At 44.5% G+C, this 17509-nt stretch carries 15 protein-coding genes and 3 pseudogenes; 11 read left to right on the top strand and 7 right to left on the bottom strand.

Annotated features, from left to right (window positions below; genetic code table 11):
* Window positions 1-38: 38 nt before the first annotated feature.
* Window positions 39-170 (bottom strand): hypothetical protein, encoded by a 132-nt coding sequence (locus BJP37_RS43770; protein ID WP_269087039.1) that lies wholly within the window; start codon window positions 168-170, stop codon window positions 39-41.
* Window positions 171-250: 80 nt separating this feature from the next.
* Window positions 251-2149, bottom strand: coding sequence for a tetratricopeptide repeat protein (locus BJP37_RS21040; RefSeq protein WP_081431272.1), 1899 nt, complete (start codon window positions 2147-2149; stop codon window positions 251-253).
* Window positions 2150-2417: 268 nt separating this feature from the next.
* Here BJP37_RS21040 and BJP37_RS21035 point away from each other — a divergent pair.
* The 6 genes and pseudogenes from BJP37_RS21035 (at window position 2418) to BJP37_RS21005 (ending at window position 8578) form a co-directional block, all read left to right on the top strand.
* Window positions 2418-3548 (top strand): annotated as a pseudogene (locus BJP37_RS21035) (amidohydrolase family protein).
* The gene (locus BJP37_RS21030; protein WP_075901692.1) at window positions 3545-3859 is read left to right on the top strand and encodes a hypothetical protein; all 315 of its coding nucleotides are present in this window, start codon (window positions 3545-3547) and stop codon (window positions 3857-3859) included. Before BJP37_RS21035 ends, BJP37_RS21030 begins: the two are co-directional and overlap by 4 nt.
* Window positions 3860-4336: 477 nt before the next feature.
* Window positions 4337-4651: pseudogene (locus BJP37_RS43765) on the top strand (anhydro-N-acetylmuramic acid kinase); the annotation flags it as partial.
* Between the two features lie 513 nt (window positions 4652-5164).
* A pseudogene (locus BJP37_RS45140) lies at window positions 5165-6001 on the top strand (anhydro-N-acetylmuramic acid kinase); the annotation flags it as partial.
* Between the two features lie 362 nt (window positions 6002-6363).
* The gene (locus BJP37_RS21010; protein ID WP_075901690.1) at window positions 6364-6810 is read left to right on the top strand and encodes a hypothetical protein; all 447 of its coding nucleotides are present in this window, start codon (window positions 6364-6366) and stop codon (window positions 6808-6810) included.
* A gap of 235 nt (window positions 6811-7045) precedes the next feature.
* Entirely contained in the window at window positions 7046-8578 is a 1533-nt protein-coding gene (locus BJP37_RS21005) for a serine/threonine-protein kinase (protein WP_198954132.1), read from the top strand.
* A 110-nt stretch (window positions 8579-8688) separates the two neighbouring features.
* Here the strand turns inward: BJP37_RS21005 and BJP37_RS21000 are convergent, their stop codons facing one another.
* The 4 genes from BJP37_RS21000 to pntA all read right to left on the bottom strand — a co-directional run bounded on the left by BJP37_RS21000 (window position 8689) and on the right by pntA (window position 13269).
* Window positions 8689-9507, bottom strand: a complete 819-nt coding sequence (locus BJP37_RS21000) for a tetratricopeptide repeat protein (protein WP_075901688.1) — start codon at window positions 9505-9507, stop codon at window positions 8689-8691.
* A gap of 242 nt (window positions 9508-9749) precedes the next feature.
* Window positions 9750-11213, bottom strand: a complete 1464-nt coding sequence (gene pntB / locus BJP37_RS20995; protein ID WP_075901686.1) for a Re/Si-specific NAD(P)(+) transhydrogenase subunit beta — start codon at window positions 11211-11213, stop codon at window positions 9750-9752.
* Between the two features lie 63 nt (window positions 11214-11276).
* Window positions 11277-11495, bottom strand: coding sequence for a hypothetical protein (locus tag BJP37_RS37050; RefSeq protein ID WP_158069697.1), 219 nt, complete (start codon window positions 11493-11495; stop codon window positions 11277-11279).
* Window positions 11496-11643: 148 nt separating this feature from the next.
* Window positions 11644-13269: a Re/Si-specific NAD(P)(+) transhydrogenase subunit alpha gene (gene pntA, locus BJP37_RS20990; protein ID WP_075901684.1), complete on the bottom strand. Its 1626-nt coding sequence runs from the start codon at window positions 13267-13269 to the stop codon at window positions 11644-11646.
* Window positions 13270-14189: 920 nt separating this feature from the next.
* Here pntA and BJP37_RS20985 point away from each other — a divergent pair.
* Entirely contained in the window at window positions 14190-14723 is a 534-nt protein-coding gene (locus BJP37_RS20985) for a DUF2808 domain-containing protein (protein WP_075901682.1), read from the top strand.
* Window positions 14724-14975: 252 nt separating this feature from the next.
* Here the strand turns inward: BJP37_RS20985 and BJP37_RS20980 are convergent, their stop codons facing one another.
* A complete protein-coding gene (locus BJP37_RS20980; RefSeq protein WP_075901680.1) occupies window positions 14976-15191 on the bottom strand; it encodes a hypothetical protein in 216 nt (71 codons plus the stop codon).
* Window positions 15192-15963: 772 nt separating this feature from the next.
* Here BJP37_RS20980 and BJP37_RS20975 point away from each other — a divergent pair.
* The 4 genes from BJP37_RS20975 to rpmH all read left to right on the top strand — a co-directional run bounded on the left by BJP37_RS20975 (window position 15964) and on the right by rpmH (window position 17460).
* Window positions 15964-16569, top strand: coding sequence for an RNA polymerase sigma factor (locus BJP37_RS20975; protein WP_075901678.1), 606 nt, complete (start codon window positions 15964-15966; stop codon window positions 16567-16569).
* Between the two features lie 171 nt (window positions 16570-16740).
* Window positions 16741-17007, top strand: a complete 267-nt coding sequence (locus tag BJP37_RS20970) for a hypothetical protein (RefSeq protein WP_075901676.1) — start codon at window positions 16741-16743, stop codon at window positions 17005-17007.
* On the top strand, window positions 16995-17147 hold the full coding sequence (locus BJP37_RS39715) for a hypothetical protein (protein WP_158069696.1): 153 nt from the start codon (window positions 16995-16997) through the stop codon (window positions 17145-17147). Before BJP37_RS20970 ends, BJP37_RS39715 begins: the two co-directional genes overlap by 13 nt.
* Before the next feature lie 175 nt (window positions 17148-17322).
* Window positions 17323-17460, top strand: a complete 138-nt coding sequence (gene rpmH, locus BJP37_RS20965) for a 50S ribosomal protein L34 (protein ID WP_044494288.1) — start codon at window positions 17323-17325, stop codon at window positions 17458-17460.
* Window positions 17461-17509 lie beyond the last annotated feature (49 nt).

Genomic DNA, 17509 nt, shown 5'->3' with positions numbered 1-17509 from the left:
ATATTGGTAAGCATTCAGCCCTCAGCTAATGCGCTACTTCAAGCGCGTCGTTCGCACAGCGTGGCCAAACGCGCCCCGCGTGGCCTTTTGGCCAAGGCCAAAGCCTGTGCCACGCAAGCTACTTGAGGTGCTAGCAGAAGCTTTAAACTGATAGCTGAATGCTTATGCATAGTTGTTTCTATTTTAAATTAAAAAGGGGATATGATCTGATAAAAAATCCCACTTGATCTAATCGCAACCGTCCCTATCTTTAATTGGCAAGAGGGTAACGTTTCACTTTGTATGATGCCTGTTGTGTCCCCCTGATTCCGCTTATTCCTAACTCCAATTCACTCAGCTTTTTTTGTAAACCACAGTACTGAATTTCTGCAACACGTAGATTCTCGGCTGCAACTTGCTTTTTATCGTTTAATTGACGTAATTTTCCCTGAGATACATTTATTTTCTCTTCCAAACTGCGTATTTCTCCTCGAAGAGCAACGAAACGTTCTTGTGATGTCTGTACTTCAGTGCGGAAAGTGTTTCGTTGTTGTTGTAGGGTTTTGATTTCCCCTCGCACAGCCACTAGTTTCTGGTCTAAACCTCGTTGTTCACGGCGAGAGGCTTCTAGCCGTTCTTGGGAAGTTTTGATTTCCCCTCCCACAGCCACTAGTTTCTGGTCTAAACCTCGTTGTTCACGGCGAGAGGCTTCTAGCCGTTCTTGGGAAGTTTTGATTTCCCCTCCCACAGCCACTAGTTTCTGGTCTAAACCTCGTTGTTCACGGCGAGAGGCTTCTAGCCGTTCTTGGGAAGTTTTGATTTCCCCTCCCACAGCCACTAGTTTCTGGTCTAAACCTCGTTGTTCACGGCGAGAGGCTTCTAGCCGTTCTTGGGAAGTTTTGATTTCCCCTCGCATACCCACTAGTTTCTGGTCTAAACTTTGGCGTTCTGCCTTGAAGGATTTAAACCGTTCTTGGGTAGTTTTAATTTCGCCTCTGAGAGCCACTAACTGTTGCTGAGATTGACGCACTTTTACTTGAGAGGATTCTAGTTGTGACTGTGCGGTTTTAATTTTGCCTCTGAAAGCGACTAACTGCTGCTGAGATTGACGCACTTGGGCTTGAGAAGATTCTAGTTGTGACTGTGCGGTTTTAATTTTGTCTCTGAGAGCCACTAACTGCTGCTGAGATTGACGCACTTGGGCTTGAGAAGATTCAAGCTGTGCTGTTGCTGCCTGGGTTTCACTGCTAAGGAGAAGGAGTTTTTCTTCAGCCGTGCTGATCTCAGTGCGAACCGCAACGAGTCTTTGCTGTGAGGTTTGTAACTCCCTTTGAGATTCTCCTGAAGTTTGTAAAACTGTCAGTAATCCAGCTACTTCCACATCGTCAGGCTCGTATTTTGCTGCTTTTTTAAAGGAAGCGATCGCATGTTCGTAGTGACCGATGCGATAGAGGGCAAATCCTCGCTGTTTCCAAGCCAGAGAGTTTCGAGCATCAAGTTGAATCGCCTTGTCAAAATCCGTGATTGCTTTTTCATATCGACCAAGTTTGTAAAAAGCCGTGCCTCGGTCAATCCAAATTGAAGCAGCCTTGGCATCCAGTTCCAGTACTTGGTTGTAGAATGCGATCGCCTCAGAATACCGTTTTAAATCATAAAGCAGCACACTGGCAATTTTTTTAGGAATAATTGTCTGTACCAACTGCTGTTCAAATTCTGATGTGGCTTGAATTGAAAGTGCTTGCTTCCAGGCAGTAATCACCGCATCGTATCGTTTGAGTTCATGGTTTGCCTTGCCTTTCTCAAACCACGCTAAAAGGTAATTGGGCTTAATTTTAATCGCTTGATCATAGGAAGCGATCGCGGCTTCGTACTTGCTCAAGCTACTCAACGTATCCCCTCGCCAATACCAAGCTAAGAAAGAGTCTGGCTGAAGTTTTACAATCTGCGACCGTATCGTTATCTCTTCACTATACTTACCAATTCCTCGTAACTGACTGGCTTGTTGCCACAACTCATTGATTATTCTCCCTTGTGCCACAAGTTTCTCTGTCGAGGCGTTACGGCGGTCAAAATCCATCTGAGCAACGACAGTTTGAGCATTACCACTAGCCATACTTGTCGTGAGCAAAGTAGCTAGGGATACTACTACTTTAAACGGGAAATTTTTCATCTTTGGTGGTTAAGCAGTATTCTAGTTGAATTAAAATTAGGGATTACTGTCATAATATTACCAGCAATCTTAGCAAAGACACAGTTACCAAATACACAGTTAGAGGTATCACCATCCAAATGGTTTACCCCACCAACAACTAAAGCGATCGCTACCAATCCTCCAAACAGACCCTAGGGGTCTTCGGGTACTTCCTGCCTTCGTAGTTCAATAAACTTTTTTTTACGTTAACTACCAGACAATTATCTCTAGCATCTAATAATGTGAAATGATTAAGCTGTGGACTATCACCGCTATTGACCAACACGCTCACAACCTGCTAACTCCTGAAGCTGCTGCGAATTATCCCTATCCTGCCTTCTTCAGTGAAGCCTATGACCCTGATATCATTAATCATCATGCCCGTCACAGCCTTTTCTACAAACGAAGCCTTCGGGATATTTCCCAACTCTTAGAGTGTGAACCAGAGGAAGAGGCAATTCTTAAACGTCGCCAGACATTGGGCTTGAAAAAAATCACCCAGGAGTGTTTTAAATCATCTCAACTAGAAGCAATTTTCTTAGATGATGGTTTTCTGCCAAATGAGATTATTCCTAGAGAATGGCATGAATAATTTGTGGCAGTCAAGCAGATCCTTCGTTTGGAATATCTAGCAGAAAATCTAATCCGTGAGATAGATGACTTTGCTACCTTCCTAGAAACTTTCCGCTACAACATTGACCCACCCCTACCAGAAGTGGTAGGCTTCAAGAGTGTTGCTGCCTATCGTACAGGTTTGGATATCCAACTGATACCACAGGAGGTAGCTCAGGAATGTTTTGATGCCTTCAAGCAAGAAGTCTTGAGGGGAAAACCCTTGCGGCTGGTAGATAAGCCTTTAATTGATTTTTTGATTACCCAAGCGCTAGAAATTGCAGCTAAACATGGAATACCTGTGCAGTTTCATACAGGGTTTGGTGACCCAGATTTAGACTTACCGCTGGCTAATCCAGTTTATATGCGTTCGCTTTTGGAAGACCAACGCTTCCGTAACGCTCCGATTGTCCTGCTGCATGGCTCTTATCCCTATACCCAAGAAGCCGGTTATCTAGCAGCGGTCTATCCTCAGGTGTATTTAGATTTCGGGTTAGCCGTGCCTTTTTTAAGTGTAGCTGGGATGCGTAGCGTGGCGCAGCAGTTATTGGAATTTGTCCCAACCAGTAAACTGATGTATTCTTCTGATGCTCACAATATCCCGGAATTATATTACTTGGGAGCCAAGTGGGCACGGATAGTATTGGCACAGGTTTTGGAGGGAGCGATTCAGGATGGGGATTTGACTGCTAAGGAGGCGGAGTCAGTTGCTATGGGGATTTTGTGTGATAATGCTCGTGTGCTTTATGGGGCTAATGGTTCTTGAGAAAACTCCAAAAGCCCATAGACACCCTAGCGCTTCGGTGCCGGGTAGGACAGGAAGAGGAAAAGCATTATTGGGTAAGCATTCAGCTATCAGTCGTCAGCCGTCAGCTTAAAACAAGCTATTCGGCTGACGATCTCAACGGACTCAAAGCCAAAGACTATGAATTCCTGGCTCGGGCACCTCAAGTAGCGTGGCCGAAAGGCCAGGGAACTGAGATTAAACCAATGGTTACCTCTTTCATTCAAAAGCACCGATTGCGCTACTTGAGGTGCTGCGCGAACAGTAGCGTGGCACAGGCTTCGACCCTGTAAGGTAGCGCTAATCGCTGACCGCTGAAAGCTGACGGCTGAATGCTTACATTATTTGAGTTTCTGTTTTCCGGATACAGTGGCAGAAATGGTGGAGTTAAAAGAAGTAGATGAAATTTAATTACCACCCTGAGCCGTTCCTTCGGGCTTAGGGTTTTTTTGCTGCACTTTCCGCCAAAATCCAACGATTACCCAAATCTTAAAATAGCTCAGCTAAAGTTATTAGCAACTTATTTTGATTCCTGCGCTTAAAGTCTTAGGGGTTTTGTTATTGTTAGGTGGTAATATTAGAAATGAACAATAAATAGTTAGCGATAGACTAACTAAACATTAATTACTAGTCAGTAGCTAACATAAGGCTAAAAATAAACCTGTTTTTATTTTCCCTCTCCTCCTATCCGTTACATCCGTTACCCATCAGTTGCAGTATTTATCCTATATTGGTACTTTTAGCTTACCTTAACCCAACACAATTTTAAGATGACCCGTGTAATTGGCTTAATGAGCGGTACATCTGTAGATGGCATCGATGCTGCACTAGTAGAAATTTCTGGCTCAGACTTAGATTTAAAGATTGAGCTACTGGCTGGTGCTACCTATGGCTACCCCACTGAACTCAGGGAGAAAATTCTAGCCGTCTGTGCTGGAACTCCCCTATCCATGGCAGAATTGGCAGCATTGGATGATGCGATCGCATTTCAATTTGCCCAAGCAGCATTGGCAATTGGGACTGGGTTACCCCCCGCTGAGTTAATTGGTTCCCATGGTCAAACAGTATACCATCGACCATTAGGGGTCAAGGGTGTTCGCGTAGCGTGGCCTTTTGGCCAAGGTTTTTCCGAGTTGAAAGTTGACAGGTTGAATGTTGAAAGTTCTTCCGAGTTGAAAGTTGGCCGGTTGAATGTTGTTCGCGTTCGCGCAGCGGAGGCCGAAGGCCACGCTACGCGAACGGCTTTGCCGAAAGCGTGGCCTTTTGGCCAAGGTTTTCCAGACAACCTGCAACCTGATAACCTTCAAGCTGGTAACCTACCCTTCTCGAACGCCAAAGGCGAACAACCTGCAACGGAAACTAACCTTGGCCAAAAGGCCACGCTACGCGAACAACCTGCTAACCTTCAACCTGATAACCTTCAACCTGCTAACCTTCAACCTGCTAACCTTCAACCTGCTAACCTTCAACCTGATAACCTTCAACCTGCTAACCTTCAACCTGCTAACCTTCAACCTGCTAACCTTCAACCTGATAACCTTCAACCTGCTAACCTTCAACCTGCTAACCTTCAACCTGCTAACCTTCAACCTCTAACGACTCTGGGATATAGCCTTCAACTGGGACGGGGAGAGGTGATTGCTGAGATTACCGGTATCAAGACCATCAGCAATTTCCGTGTGGCTGACATTGCTGCTGGGGGAGAAGGTGCGCCTCTGGTTCCTAAGATAGATGCCTGTTTGCTCCGGTCATCTACCCATAACCGATGTATCCAAAATATTGGTGGTATTGGTAATGTTACTTACTTGCCAGTTAGTGAAGGGAACTGGTTGGAACAGGTATATGGCTGGGATACTGGTCCGGGGAATGCCCTGTTAGATCTGGCTGTCGAGTATTTTACCAACGGTAGAAAAACCTATGATTACAATGGAGAGTGGGCAGCGAGTGGCACTCCCTGTGAGGCTCTGGTCGAACAGTGGCTTTCTCAAGAGTTCTTCAAGATACCGCCCCCAAAATCTACCGGACGAGAGTTGTTTAGTCGAGATTATCTCAAGCAGTGTTTGGTAGAAAGTGAAGCTTATAACCTTGCTCCTGCTGATTTCCTGGCAACACTCACAGAACTCACTGTTGCCTCTATTGTTGAGAGCTATCGCAACTTCTTGCCTCAAATGCCAGATCAAGTACTATTGTGTGGTGGAGGGGCAAGCAATTTATACTTGAAGCAACGGTTGCAAATTAGACTAGATTCGGTGCCAGTATTAACCACTGACCAGGTTGGGTTAAGTCGGGATTTTAAAGAAGCGATCGCATTTGCTGTTTTGGCTCATTGGCGTAACCTCGGTATTCCGGGCAACCTTCCTCAAGTAACCGGAGCTTCAGAGGCTGTATGTCTAGGAAACCTGTATTCTCCGAGATCGCAACACCAGTCATCCTAAAACTCGGTATTTTAGCGATGCAGTGGCCTCACGGGGAGGCAGCGCGGTCTTGGGGGTTTCCCCCATGAGCGACTGCCGTGGTTTCCCCCACTCCCGCTTTGCGTCAAGATAGGCAGTGTAAGGGTTGGTTGTCAAAAGCAGTTAATAAGCTGCTCTTGCCATATCAGCTTAGAATCCCCGTTGGGTGAGTCTGGGGGAGATTTAAACTAGTTTGTCTGTTGATCCGTAGGAGTTGGGCTACTCCCGGAAGTTTGCCAATGGTATAACCTGAGGGGGTAAACCCCACAACCTTAAGGATAGCAGCTAAAATGAGTGGGGAACGTCAGAGGGTAATATTTCAGTAACAGATAAAGAGTAACACTGTGGCTCACACCTTTTTATTGGAGGCAGGACGCTGGACACTTCGGGGCAATTGGCTGGAACGCAATGGAAAATTAATTGTAGTCAGAGGTGGGACTATGGTTACCTGGAGTCGTGAAAACTGGTTTACTATGGTCACAAGACTGGTGTTTCCCAATAGTGAACGGGAGGATATCTCTTGCCAGTATCTAGGGCGTCTTGATACTGGCGAGCCGAAGTATACCTTTGTCTTACAACACAGCCTCCTAGGTCGTGTCGAGGGAGAAGGCTGGGTGGCTCCAGAATCCATTGTGCAACGGTATTGGGTATTAGGGGATCGCCAACGACGCAGTGGTTTTGAAACCCGGTATCAACGTAATGAAAATATATACTACCTCTCCAGTAGCATTATGGCAGGTCATTATCTCAGTAGCACAATGGAAGCAACTTTGAAACGTCAGCAAAAATAGAAGTATTCTGGAATTAAGGGAGTTTTAAAAGCAGTACGCCTGTGACCATTGCTACCAGCGTTCATCTTCTTTATTCCTTAGTCAGTTTTATCCTTAATCTTTAGTCCTTAGTCCTTTGTGATCCACATTAAGTCTACTAGTATTTACAAATGACCAATGACCAATGACCAATGAGCGATGACTAGTGACTAATGATTTATGAACACGTTACATTCGGGATCTCACCAAGGAACTTATGATCACAGACCCTAACAAAGGTCGTCTACTCGCCAATCGCTATGAACTGGTCAAGTTGATCGGCAAAGGTGCTATGGGTCAAGTGTATCAAGCCAAAGATACGCTCCTCGGAGGTGTAACTGTTGCTGTCAAATTTCTCTCCCATACATTATTGAACCAAAAAATGCGCGATCGCTTTGAGCGCGAAGCAACAATTTGCGCTTTGCTTGGTGAGAAAAGCAATCACATCGTGCGAGTTAGGGACTATGGCATAGATGAAAACGATATTTCCTTCTACGTCATGGAATACTTGGCAGGGGTAAATTTAAGCGCAATAATTCACACTAAAATCCTATCCTTACCCCGATTTTTGCATATTGCCCGTCAAATTTGTCTGGGATTACAATGTGCTCACCAAGGCATTGTATTTAAAGGCACACTCACTCCAATTGTGCATCGTGATATTAAACCCAGTAACATTATCGTTGTCGAAGATTCCTCCTTCGGTGAACTGATCAAAATCCTTGACTTTGGCATTGCTAAGCTTCTTCAGTTTGATGGTTCTCAAACCCATTCTTTTATGGGTACCCTAGCCTATTGTTCACCGGAACAAATGGAGGGAAAGGAACTGGATAAACGCTCTGATATCTATAGTCTAGGGGTGATGATGTTTGAGATGTTAACTGGTCACATGCCCATTCTTCCAGAAGATCATTCCTTTGGTAGTTGGTACAAAGCTCATCACTTCAGCCCACCTAAATCCTTTGCATCGATTAACCCCAAGCTAAAGCTGCCGAAGTCCCTAGAGAACCTAATCATGACCTGTATAGCGAAAGAGGTATCTGATCGTCCTCAAAATGTCGGGATTATCCTACGAACATTGGATTCATTAAACGAAGGTCATGATCGCGGTCGCTATCTGGGTCATCGGATTCAAACAATACTATCCGAGAAACCTCTGAGTAAGGCAACACAAATACTTCCCGTATCAGGGAATGATATTTGTCGGCGAACCTCCTGGCCCGATGACAAGCCTAAAGCATCTATTGTCTTTCCTAAGATAATTCGTACAACTAGCACAACCTTTCCTACCCTCTGGGTGATGCTGACTAAAGAAGAGATTGATAACCGTCAGGTTAGTACACGCTACAATCAATTCTTGTATGTGATGGTACCTCATCCAATGGTGCTATGGATTACCGCAGTGCATAATCGCTACCAGGGTGCTTGTTGGCTTCCTTGCTACTTAGACCTCAAAACAAATCACGGTCAGAACATAGTCAGACTTTTGGGAGATACTGGATATTATCGTATTTTGTTTTTTGCCCAATCACAACCAGAATACTGTGCTAATGTAATGACCTCAACCATTGCTCCTGCCCAACGCCAGCTATTCATTGATTGGGCGAATACCTCTAAGACAATAAAATCAACTAATCAAGCAATGTTGAGCAAAGGAGTACTTAAGCAAGAGTTTGAAAAGCTGAAGCCGAAGATTTTGATGAAGTTAGAAGCTGCTCATACAGATTACCCTACTGATATATCAGGTTAAAACTTGTTACTGGCAACTTGTTACTGGCAACTTGTTACTGGCAACTTGTTACTTTAAAAGAGATTTATTTTTTACATTTTCGATTTTACCTATTCAACCCTCAGCCAAAACTAATATAGGGATAGCATCAAATCCCGCTGATACTTTTTCGTCAGGGGATGGTCATTACCGAGCACATCAAACACCGCAATCATGGATTTTCTTGCACCATCATCTCTATAGTTACGATGTTTACTGACAATTTCTAAAAATATTTTCAGGGCTGCTTCATAGTCTCCCTCTACAACTAACTGAGATGCCTGAGCAAATAACTGATCTAATTCACTTTCCCCAATAGCATTCGCCTGCTGCTTAAATTGAATCAATGCTCTGATTGCCTGAGCTCTAGGGAAGTATTCTCGATCATTGTATTCAATGGTGTCTAAGAGTGTGCTTGCCTCTTCCGGCTCATTAATATGAACCAAAAAATTTGCAGCTTCAATGACTAAACTTTGATGCTCTGGATACTTGGCAATTAGCTGCTCAAACAGCTGTTTTGCTCTGGGTATATCCTCACTTGCCATGGCAACCCGAGCTTCTTCTAGTCCAATGTCTAACTCAGACTTTAAATTTAACCTAGCCAACATTTGCCGCAACTGAATTTCTGGTAAAACCCCCACAAAACCAGGAATAATATCACCATTGGTGACAATTCTGACATCGGGGACTCCCTCAATTTGAAAGTTATTTGCTAAATCTTGGTTGCGGTCAATATCAACTTTTGCTAAAACAAAGTCGTATTCTTTAGCTAGTTTTTCTAAGGTTGGTTTTAGGAGTTGACAAGGGCCACACCATGTAGCAAAGAAGTCTACTAATACAGGCTTCTCAAAAGACTTTTCTAAAACTTCAGTGCCGTAGTTGCTGCTAGTAACGTCTACAGAAAAACCCATATCAATTATTTCCGTTATCTTGCTGTTGAAATCAAAGATAAAATGTAAGCATATGCGCTACGCGCAGGCTACGCCAACAGCTAATGCTTACAAAGATAGGGAAGAGGAAGAAGAAGGAGGGTAGAATAGCCGGGAATTTTTACCATAAAATATCCCCTTTCCACACTCCTAACTTCCCCCAAACTCGACATCAAGTCAAGATTTGAGTCAAAACCCTGGTGTCATTCCCCTCTAACTCTTATTTAGCGCGCAGAGGATGTAGCTAAGACTTTTCCTGAGCTAGATGCTGCACTGTCTCGGCTAGATTCTACGAGTTTGCCTAGGATAGCGCTAACGTTAGTCTTGGCATCACCGAAGAGCATATTGGTGTTTTCTTTGAAGAACAGGGGATTGCCAACGCCAGCATAGCCACTGGACATTCCCCGTTTCATGACCACCACTGTACCAGCTTTCCAAACCTCTAAGACTGGCATCCCAGCAATTGGGCTACTGGGGTCTTCCATGGCACTAGGGTTAACGGTATCATTAGCACCAATCACGAGTACTACATCGGTTTCTGGGAAGTCCTCGTTAATCTCATCCATTTCTAGAACGATATCATAAGGCACATTTGCCTCAGCTAGCAGCACGTTCATGTGTCCTGGTAGTCGTCCAGCAACTGGATGAATGCCAAAGCGAACATTGATACCGGCATTCCTCAAAATCTTGGTAATATCGGACACCGGATGCTGAGCCTGAGCTACTGCCATGCCGTAACCGGGAACAATCATAACACTCTTGGCCCCTTGTAGCAGCTCGACGGTATCTTCTACTGTGGTCTCGGTGACTTGACCTTCGGGCTGATCACCACCTTTAGCTTTAGCTGTAGTTCCTGCACCTTCGCCGAAGCCTCCTAAAATCACGCTGAAGAAGGAACGGTTCATGGCTCGGCACATGATGTAGCTGAGGATAGCACCACTACTACCTACTAGGGCACCAGTGATAATTAACAGGTCATTGGACAGCATAAAGCCTGCTGCTGCAGCGGCCCATCCGGAATAACTATTGAGCATGGAGATGACCACTGGCATATCAGCACCCCCAATAGCAGCTACCAGGTGGATGCCTAACACTGATGCGATCGCAGCCATAATCAACAGGGGTTGCAGACCAGCCGTCCCCTCTGCTGTCATGAACTGGTAACCCAGGCCGATCACAGCCCCAAGCATAGCCAGATTGAGTAGGTGGCGTGCTGGTAACATTAGGGGTTTGCTGCTGATGATAGCTCGTAGTTTCCCAAAGGCTATCACTGAACCGGTGAAGGTAATTGCCGCAATGAACACACCAATATAAATTTCTAACTGGTGAATAGTTACTTCTGCACCCGTTAGGGATTCCCCCCCTTGCAGGTAATTGGCAATACCCACCAGTACAGCTGCAAGACCGACAAAACTATGGAGAATTGCTACCAGTTCTGGCATGGAGGTCATGGCTACCCGAGATGCCACGATCGCACCAATGATCACTCCTGGTAGAATCATCCCTCCCAGAGTGAGGTATGCCGTTACATTGCTACTTAGGGCAGTCGCAACAAAAGCAATCAGCATCCCAAGAATGCCGTAAATATTGCCTTTACGGGCGCTTTCCTGGTTAGACAATCCCCCCAGGCTGAGAATGAACAAAGCACTAGCTGCAATATAGGCAACTGTCAACAGATTATTTGACATAGTCTCCTTAGTTTTATGGTGTTCAACGTTAAGGTTGAAGGTTAGTTGGTTGAATGTTTAAGGTTAGTTGGTTGAATGTTGAAGGTTAGTTGGTTGAAGGTTAGTTGGTTGAAGGTTGGTTGGTTGAAGGTTAGTTGGTTGAAGGTTAGTTGGTTGAAGGTTAGTTGGTTGAAAGTTAGTTGGTTGAAGGTTGAAAGTGGTTTGGTTGTTCGCCTTTGGCGTTCGGTGTAGGCTGGATGGTTTGGTTGAACGCGATCGCGTGGCCTTTTGGCCAAGGTTCATAAGATAACCTGTAACCTGTAACCGCCAACCTGTAACCTTCAAACCTTCAACCTTCAACCTTCAACCTTCTCAAAACCTTCAAACCTTCAAACCTTCTCAAAACCTTCAACCTTCAAACCTTCAACCTTCAAACCTTCAAGGGTCTAACCTATTTCTGAAACATCTTGAGCATGCGTTGGGTGACTAGGAAGCCACCGGAGATGTTGATGGTTCCAACTAAAATTGCGATCGCACCCAGAATAGTAGTAGGTGAGGTGGCTGCGCCGGAAATTTGCAGCATTCCACCAATGATGATGATGCCGCTAATGGCATTAGTAACACTCATCAAGGGGGTGTGCAGGGCTGGTTTTACGTTCCAGATCACTTGCCAGCCTACGAAGCAGGCCAGGATAAATACTGTGAAGTGGGAGAGGAAAGAAGGTGGTGCTCCGATTCCCAAGCCAATTAGGGCGAGTCCCACTAACACTGGCCAGAGCAAGCCCATGATACCCTTTGATTTCTTCGTCTCTGGCACAGACTCCTCTTTAGTTACCGCAGTCTGGGGTTCCGGTGCGGGTTTGGGAGGTGCTGGAGGTGTAGGCCGCTTGGGTGGGGGCCAGGTTACATCCCCAGCGTGTAGCACTAAGGCTCCCCGAACCACTTCATCCTCCATATCGACACGGTAATTTTCACTACCACCCATGTCCTTGAGGAGATGACAAAGGTTGGTGCCATAGAGTTGGCTAGATTGAGTAGCCATACGGCTGGGTAAGTCAGTCAATCCAATGATGGTCACACCTTTGTATTTGTAGACCTCATTGGCTTTGCTCACCTCACAGTTACCCCCTTGCTCAGCTGCCATATCTACAACCACTGAGCCTTCTTTCATACTCGCTACCATTTCCTCAGTGATCAGCAGCGGCGCTTTTTTACCGGGGATCAGGGCAGTAGTGATGATGATGTCCACTTCTTTAGCCTGTGCAGCGAACAATGCCATCTCCGCCTCGATGAACTCTTTACTCATCACCTTGGCATAGCCCCCAGATCCTGTACCGTCTTCTTTGAAGTCCAGTTCCAGGAACTCTCCCCCCATGCTTTCCACTTGTTCCTTAACCACGGGGCGGGTATCGAAGGCGCGCACAACAGCACCGAGACCTTTAGCGGTACCAATGGCAGCTAGTCCAGCTACCCCAGCACCAATCACCAACACTTTAGCTGGGGGAACTTTCCCCGCTGCCGTAATTTGCCCAGTAAAGAAGCGACCAAAGTTATTAGCTGCCTCAATCACAGCCCGGTAACCAGCAATATTGGCCATAGAACTGAGGGCATCCATCTTTTGGGCCCTCGTGATGCGGGGTACCGCATCCATAGCCAACACTGTAGCCTTACGGCTTGACAGTTGTTCGAGCAGTTCTTGGTTTTGGGCTGGCCAGATAAAGCTGATTAAAGTGCCATTTTCTGATAGCAACTCAGACTCATGCTTGTTTAGAGTTGGATGCATCTCAGGGGGACGCACTTTTAGAACAATATCTGCCTCTGACCAAAGGCTGTTCGCATCAGGAATGATTTGGCATTCTGCTTGTTCGTAAGCATTGTCAGGAAAATTAGCTGTCTCTCCTGCTCCCGATTCAATCAGCACATCAAAGCCAAGTTTCTGGAGCACCTTCGCTGTATCCGGTGTAGCAGCTACCCGGCATTCACCTGGGTAAACTTCTTTCGGGATACCAACCTTCATGCGAGTTTTGGTTGGCTGTAAATCTGACGTTTCAGCCTCTTTGGGAATGGCTAGGGTCATTGACTCTCCTTCAGTTGTCTAAATGGAATAAGGACGGAAAATTCATTGATCACTACAGTGGGTCTAGAGGCATCAGGCAAAGGATGTCCAGACCAGCCACTTTCAGGGGCTAAGGCCACCGTATCTCCTAACATAGCTTTTGGTCATGGGTGACACATACTCCTTAGGTGAGGACAACAAGAATCAGGAAAACTGACGATAATAACTGTTTTCCGTAACTATTTTCGGTAAATAGAATCAAGTAACAACTTCTTATCGAAATGTTGTCCCTTGATGACAATCTCTCGTTCTATTTCTTTTGATTTCGAGTGGTTTTTAGCAACTGGTAGCTTCTTGCTGCTGGGGATGTTCACCCTGTTTAGAGGATTCCCAAGTTCAACTAGAACGGGATCAGTTTGCCCCCTAACACCGCCAATGCCCTTAAGGGTTGGTGATTGACTCGCTCTTGAGAGGAAAACCTCCCAGCCTTAATCGTCTGATCAGCTGACTGGCTTCCCATCTGTGCTACTTGTCCTTATATGCTACTTGTCGTGGTATCCAACACCAGGCATCGCCTCTTGCTGAATTTGAACTGCTGGCATCAATTTCTCTATATAAATTTCCCTGACTGTTCAAATACATGTTTCCCCATAACCGGATCTCTGTTTGGATCCTATGGTGATCTGCCAAAAGAGAGGATTATTTTTAACTTGTTTTAGGAATTGTGCTGTTGCACTCAGTTGTCGTAGGTAATCTTTACTAGTCAGATCGATTTATAGGTGATGGGGTGATGGGGTGTAGTGAGTGATTAAGGTGTAGCGATAGGGTTTGAAATTGGTATTAGGGATATTTTGTGTATAGCTTGTGTATATATATATAAGTAGTACAGTGAAAAAACAAATAACTGTTAATTGTCAGCTCAAGTCAGCAGCATTAGATTTATGCTATCCACACAATCTTCCATCAAACGTCTGATTTCCGCGATCGCATTAGCTGGTTGTGTCTTGACCGGGCTATCGGTTCGGAGCTTAGCCCAGAGTAATCCCGGATTGGTACTCTGGAGTGGTGTTAAGCGGGAAAATATCCTGAGATATCACCTAGATTTTAACGGTGCCCCCAATTACTGGGATCGTTACCGCTTGAAGATTCCCAAGAAGAAACTGGAATTGGGAGTCGCTCAGTTTTCTATTTCTTATCCAGATTACTACGATGGTAAGTTCGACGTGGACAAAATTGAGGTGCGCGTTGACGGTAAATCCCTCCCGGTCTCTGAAGTAGTCTGGGACAAAGAAAATTATAGCGTTCAGATTTACATGGAAGAGGCAGTTCCAGCCAATGAAAATGTGGAATTAGTATTTTCCAATGTCAAAAACCCTGATGGGGGTACTTATTACTTCGTTTGTTATGTCTTAGCTGCTGGTGATATTCCACTACCCACTTATGTCGGTACCTGGATTGTGAGTATTGGTCGATAATATAGCAATTCTCTTTACTCATGAGGTACAACTTTATGGGTTTTAGGGAACAGGGAACAGGGAACAGGGAATAGGCAATAGGCATGCTAGCAATAGGCAATAGGCAAGATGGAAAAAATCATGTGTACCTCATTATGCTAGTAAGCGCTATAGTTTTCAATTCGGTGAGGTAACTGCCACACCCCCAACACAAGCTTCTTCCTGTTGAATAGACCTCGCTACTGTTGCGGCGAGGTCTATTGATTTATTGTGCTAATTTAATGTCTCTTTGATCTCCCTTTTGTCTACGTCAGTCATTATTTCGAGTCCCTTGGGAGTAGCCTTTAGGTGAAAAAGGTAGCGACCGTTGATCATATAGATTGTGGTGATAGCTCCTATAGCAAAGATCAGGACTCCACAGAATGGTAAGGTAATTTGCCAAACTGGGAAGTTGTGGTTACTTGGTTTTTTCTGTTGATTCTTTAACATAGTGATTGAGGAATCCAAGACGAGTGTTAAAATAGCGACGATTTCCTGTTGAGTGCCTGCCTAGACGCTACAAACTATCCAGCAGGCTTTCACTCAGAGTAGAATTCCTACCCCAAAGAAGTTTTGGGCAAAATTAGTAGGCATGTTCTTTCACCGCCTACTAGCAGCTTTAGAGTCTGATTTCGAGGCTACATAGTTAATGTGCCTATTGAAGGATTCTGTGACATTGACTGGGTCATTCCTCTAGAGGTGCTGCTATTCAAAATTCAAGCACCCTCTTTTTTTTGGAAATTTTCCCGAGAGGGTGTCACACTTTCTGACAGTTCTGCACATATATATAGAAGAGGCAATCTGATGATTTGCGTAGCAGCATATTCTGCTAAGCATAAAAAATAGTTCGTCTCTTCAAGTAGTAATACCAAATCCGATTGTCAAAACCCCTTTCTAAAAATCCACCAAATCTTTTGATGCCATCAATATAGGGCTATGGGGATAAGGGGGGTATGGGAACAGGATTTGGTATAAATAGCGCTAGCTTTTACTTGCAAAACACAAACAACAAGGAGACATTGTACACTGCCAATAGTTAACTATAATCCACCAAAAAGTCACCTCAACATGGATGAAAGTTACCAAAACAAATAGTTGGTTAAAGTTATACTTTTATCCCCAAATAACAAATAAATAGGTAAAAACCAATTTACCTACGAAAATATTGACTAAAAGTACAAACAGGAGGTGGTGTTCAATGTCACCATAGGAGACATAATAAATGACAATCAAAAAAACTTTAACCCCTAGGGAAAAGTTTGAATCAGCGGTTAAACATTTATTTAACCAAACCTCTTTAGAAACTAAGGAAGCAACATTTTATGCTGCATTATTTAACGGAATAAAGAAAAAGCTACGGCAATTTAATTTTCCGGATGACCAAATATATGAGGTAATTAATGAAACCTATTTACGGGGAATAAAACTGCTAGACTCTGGCCAAGAGATTGAAAACCCTAGAGCCTGGATCAGGGCGACTTCCTTCAATGTTATCCGTGAGATGAGCCGGAAACAAAAAAAAGAGCAGTCATGGGACTCTAATTTAATAGAGCATCAAATAGCACCAGAAGACAGCCATAGCCTTTCCTCAGAAAACTCTGAAGATGAAGACTTAAGGCTGCTGGAGCTAGCCCTTAAAAAGTTAGACCCAAAGGACTCCAAACTAATCGTCTTACGGGAAATAGAAGGCTTGTCTTGGAGACAAGTAGTAAACCATCTAGCTTCTAAGGGAGAATATATTACTGAGGCGTCTGCCAGACAGCGAGGTAATCGTGCCCTAAAGCGTTTACGTAATAGGTTTTTTGAGCTTAAGGCTGATCATCAATAAACAAAATATTCTGATTAGCTATAGTTAATCAGGGTTCGGAAACCGCTTGGGGGCAATCAGATCAGGAATGCCCCAATCTTTCTTTAACAATTAAGTAAATATCAGCTAATTTTTATCAAATGATTCAAGCCTATAAAAACAACCTATGTTTCAGAATAAAGTTACCAAAAAATGTCACCAAAAAAAACGCAAAAAAATATTAAATTAGCAGAAGACTATCGCCAGCTAATAGCTCTTCCAATTTTGTCTGAATTAGAGGCAAATCGGATGGCGGAAATCCTAGAGCTAGCTAATCTTGATGAATCCCTTAACTGCTTAATTGAGGAAATTGAAATGACCGAATATTTAAAACTAGAAAAGTGGAATCAAGGTCTTCGGAAGTTACTGAAGGTGGTTTCAACAGAAGAGCCATCCCCTACTACACCATGGCAGGACTAAACTATATAAGGGGTGTAAGCATTCAGTGGTCAGTGGTCAGTGGTCAGTGGTCAGTGGTCAGTGGTCAGTGGTCAGTGGTCAGTGGTCAGCGGTCAGCCTTGTGGCACAGGCTTCTAGCCTGTGATGCTTCTAGCCTGTGACGCTTCGACGCTGTGACCTAACTCATAAGCTGAAAGCTGATAGCTGATAGCTGATAACTGATAACTGATCGCTTAGCTTGATAGATCACCCCTTGACATGGTATGATCAACAATCAGCTATAGTTGGCAATCAATCCTTCATAGTATTCGTTAATAGTATTCCTCCAGCAAACCCATGACTCAACGCACTCTAGGCGGAACCAACCGTAAGCAAAAAAGAAAATCCGGTTTTCGTGCCCGGATGCGCACCAAAGATGGTCGCAATGTGATTAGAGCTCGCAGAAGCAAGGGACGGCGTCGTCTCTCGGTCTAGTCATCTAAGCATTGATGCCGACCTGCTGCAAGTAAAAGGTAAAAGGTTA

This window comes from Moorena bouillonii PNG, assembly GCF_001942495.1.
GTDB lineage: Bacteria > Cyanobacteriota > Cyanobacteriia > Cyanobacteriales > Coleofasciculaceae > Moorena > Moorena bouillonii.
The sequence above is the reverse complement of the archived record's forward strand: the minus strand, read 5'-3'. Positions and strand labels throughout refer to the sequence as shown.

Excerpts from the sequence above, each read along its gene's own strand:
- BJP37_RS43770 (WP_269087039.1), bottom strand. The coding sequence starts at position 170 with ATGCATAAGCATTCAGCTATCAGTTTAAAGCTTCTGCTAGCACCTCAA.
- BJP37_RS21040 (WP_081431272.1), bottom strand. The coding sequence starts at position 2,149 with ATGAAAAATTTCCCGTTTAAAGTAGTAGTATCCCTAGCTACTTTGCTC.
- BJP37_RS21005 (WP_198954132.1), top strand. The coding sequence starts at position 7,046 with ATGATCACAGACCCTAACAAAGGTCGTCTACTCGCCAATCGCTATGAA.
- BJP37_RS21000 (WP_075901688.1), bottom strand. The coding sequence starts at position 9,507 with ATGGGTTTTTCTGTAGACGTTACTAGCAGCAACTACGGCACTGAAGTT.
- pntB (WP_075901686.1), bottom strand. The coding sequence starts at position 11,213 with ATGTCAAATAATCTGTTGACAGTTGCCTATATTGCAGCTAGTGCTTTG.
- BJP37_RS37050 (WP_158069697.1), bottom strand. The coding sequence starts at position 11,495 with ATGAACCTTGGCCAAAAGGCCACGCGATCGCGTTCAACCAAACCATCC.
- pntA (WP_075901684.1), bottom strand. The coding sequence starts at position 13,269 with ATGACCCTAGCCATTCCCAAAGAGGCTGAAACGTCAGATTTACAGCCA.
- BJP37_RS20985 (WP_075901682.1), top strand. The coding sequence starts at position 14,190 with ATGCTATCCACACAATCTTCCATCAAACGTCTGATTTCCGCGATCGCA.
- BJP37_RS20980 (WP_075901680.1), bottom strand. The coding sequence starts at position 15,191 with ATGTTAAAGAATCAACAGAAAAAACCAAGTAACCACAACTTCCCAGTT.
- BJP37_RS20975 (WP_075901678.1), top strand. The coding sequence starts at position 15,964 with ATGACAATCAAAAAAACTTTAACCCCTAGGGAAAAGTTTGAATCAGCG.
- BJP37_RS20970 (WP_075901676.1), top strand. The coding sequence starts at position 16,741 with ATGTCACCAAAAAAAACGCAAAAAAATATTAAATTAGCAGAAGACTAT.
- BJP37_RS39715 (WP_158069696.1), top strand. The coding sequence starts at position 16,995 with ATGGCAGGACTAAACTATATAAGGGGTGTAAGCATTCAGTGGTCAGTG.
- rpmH (WP_044494288.1), top strand. The coding sequence starts at position 17,323 with ATGACTCAACGCACTCTAGGCGGAACCAACCGTAAGCAAAAAAGAAAA.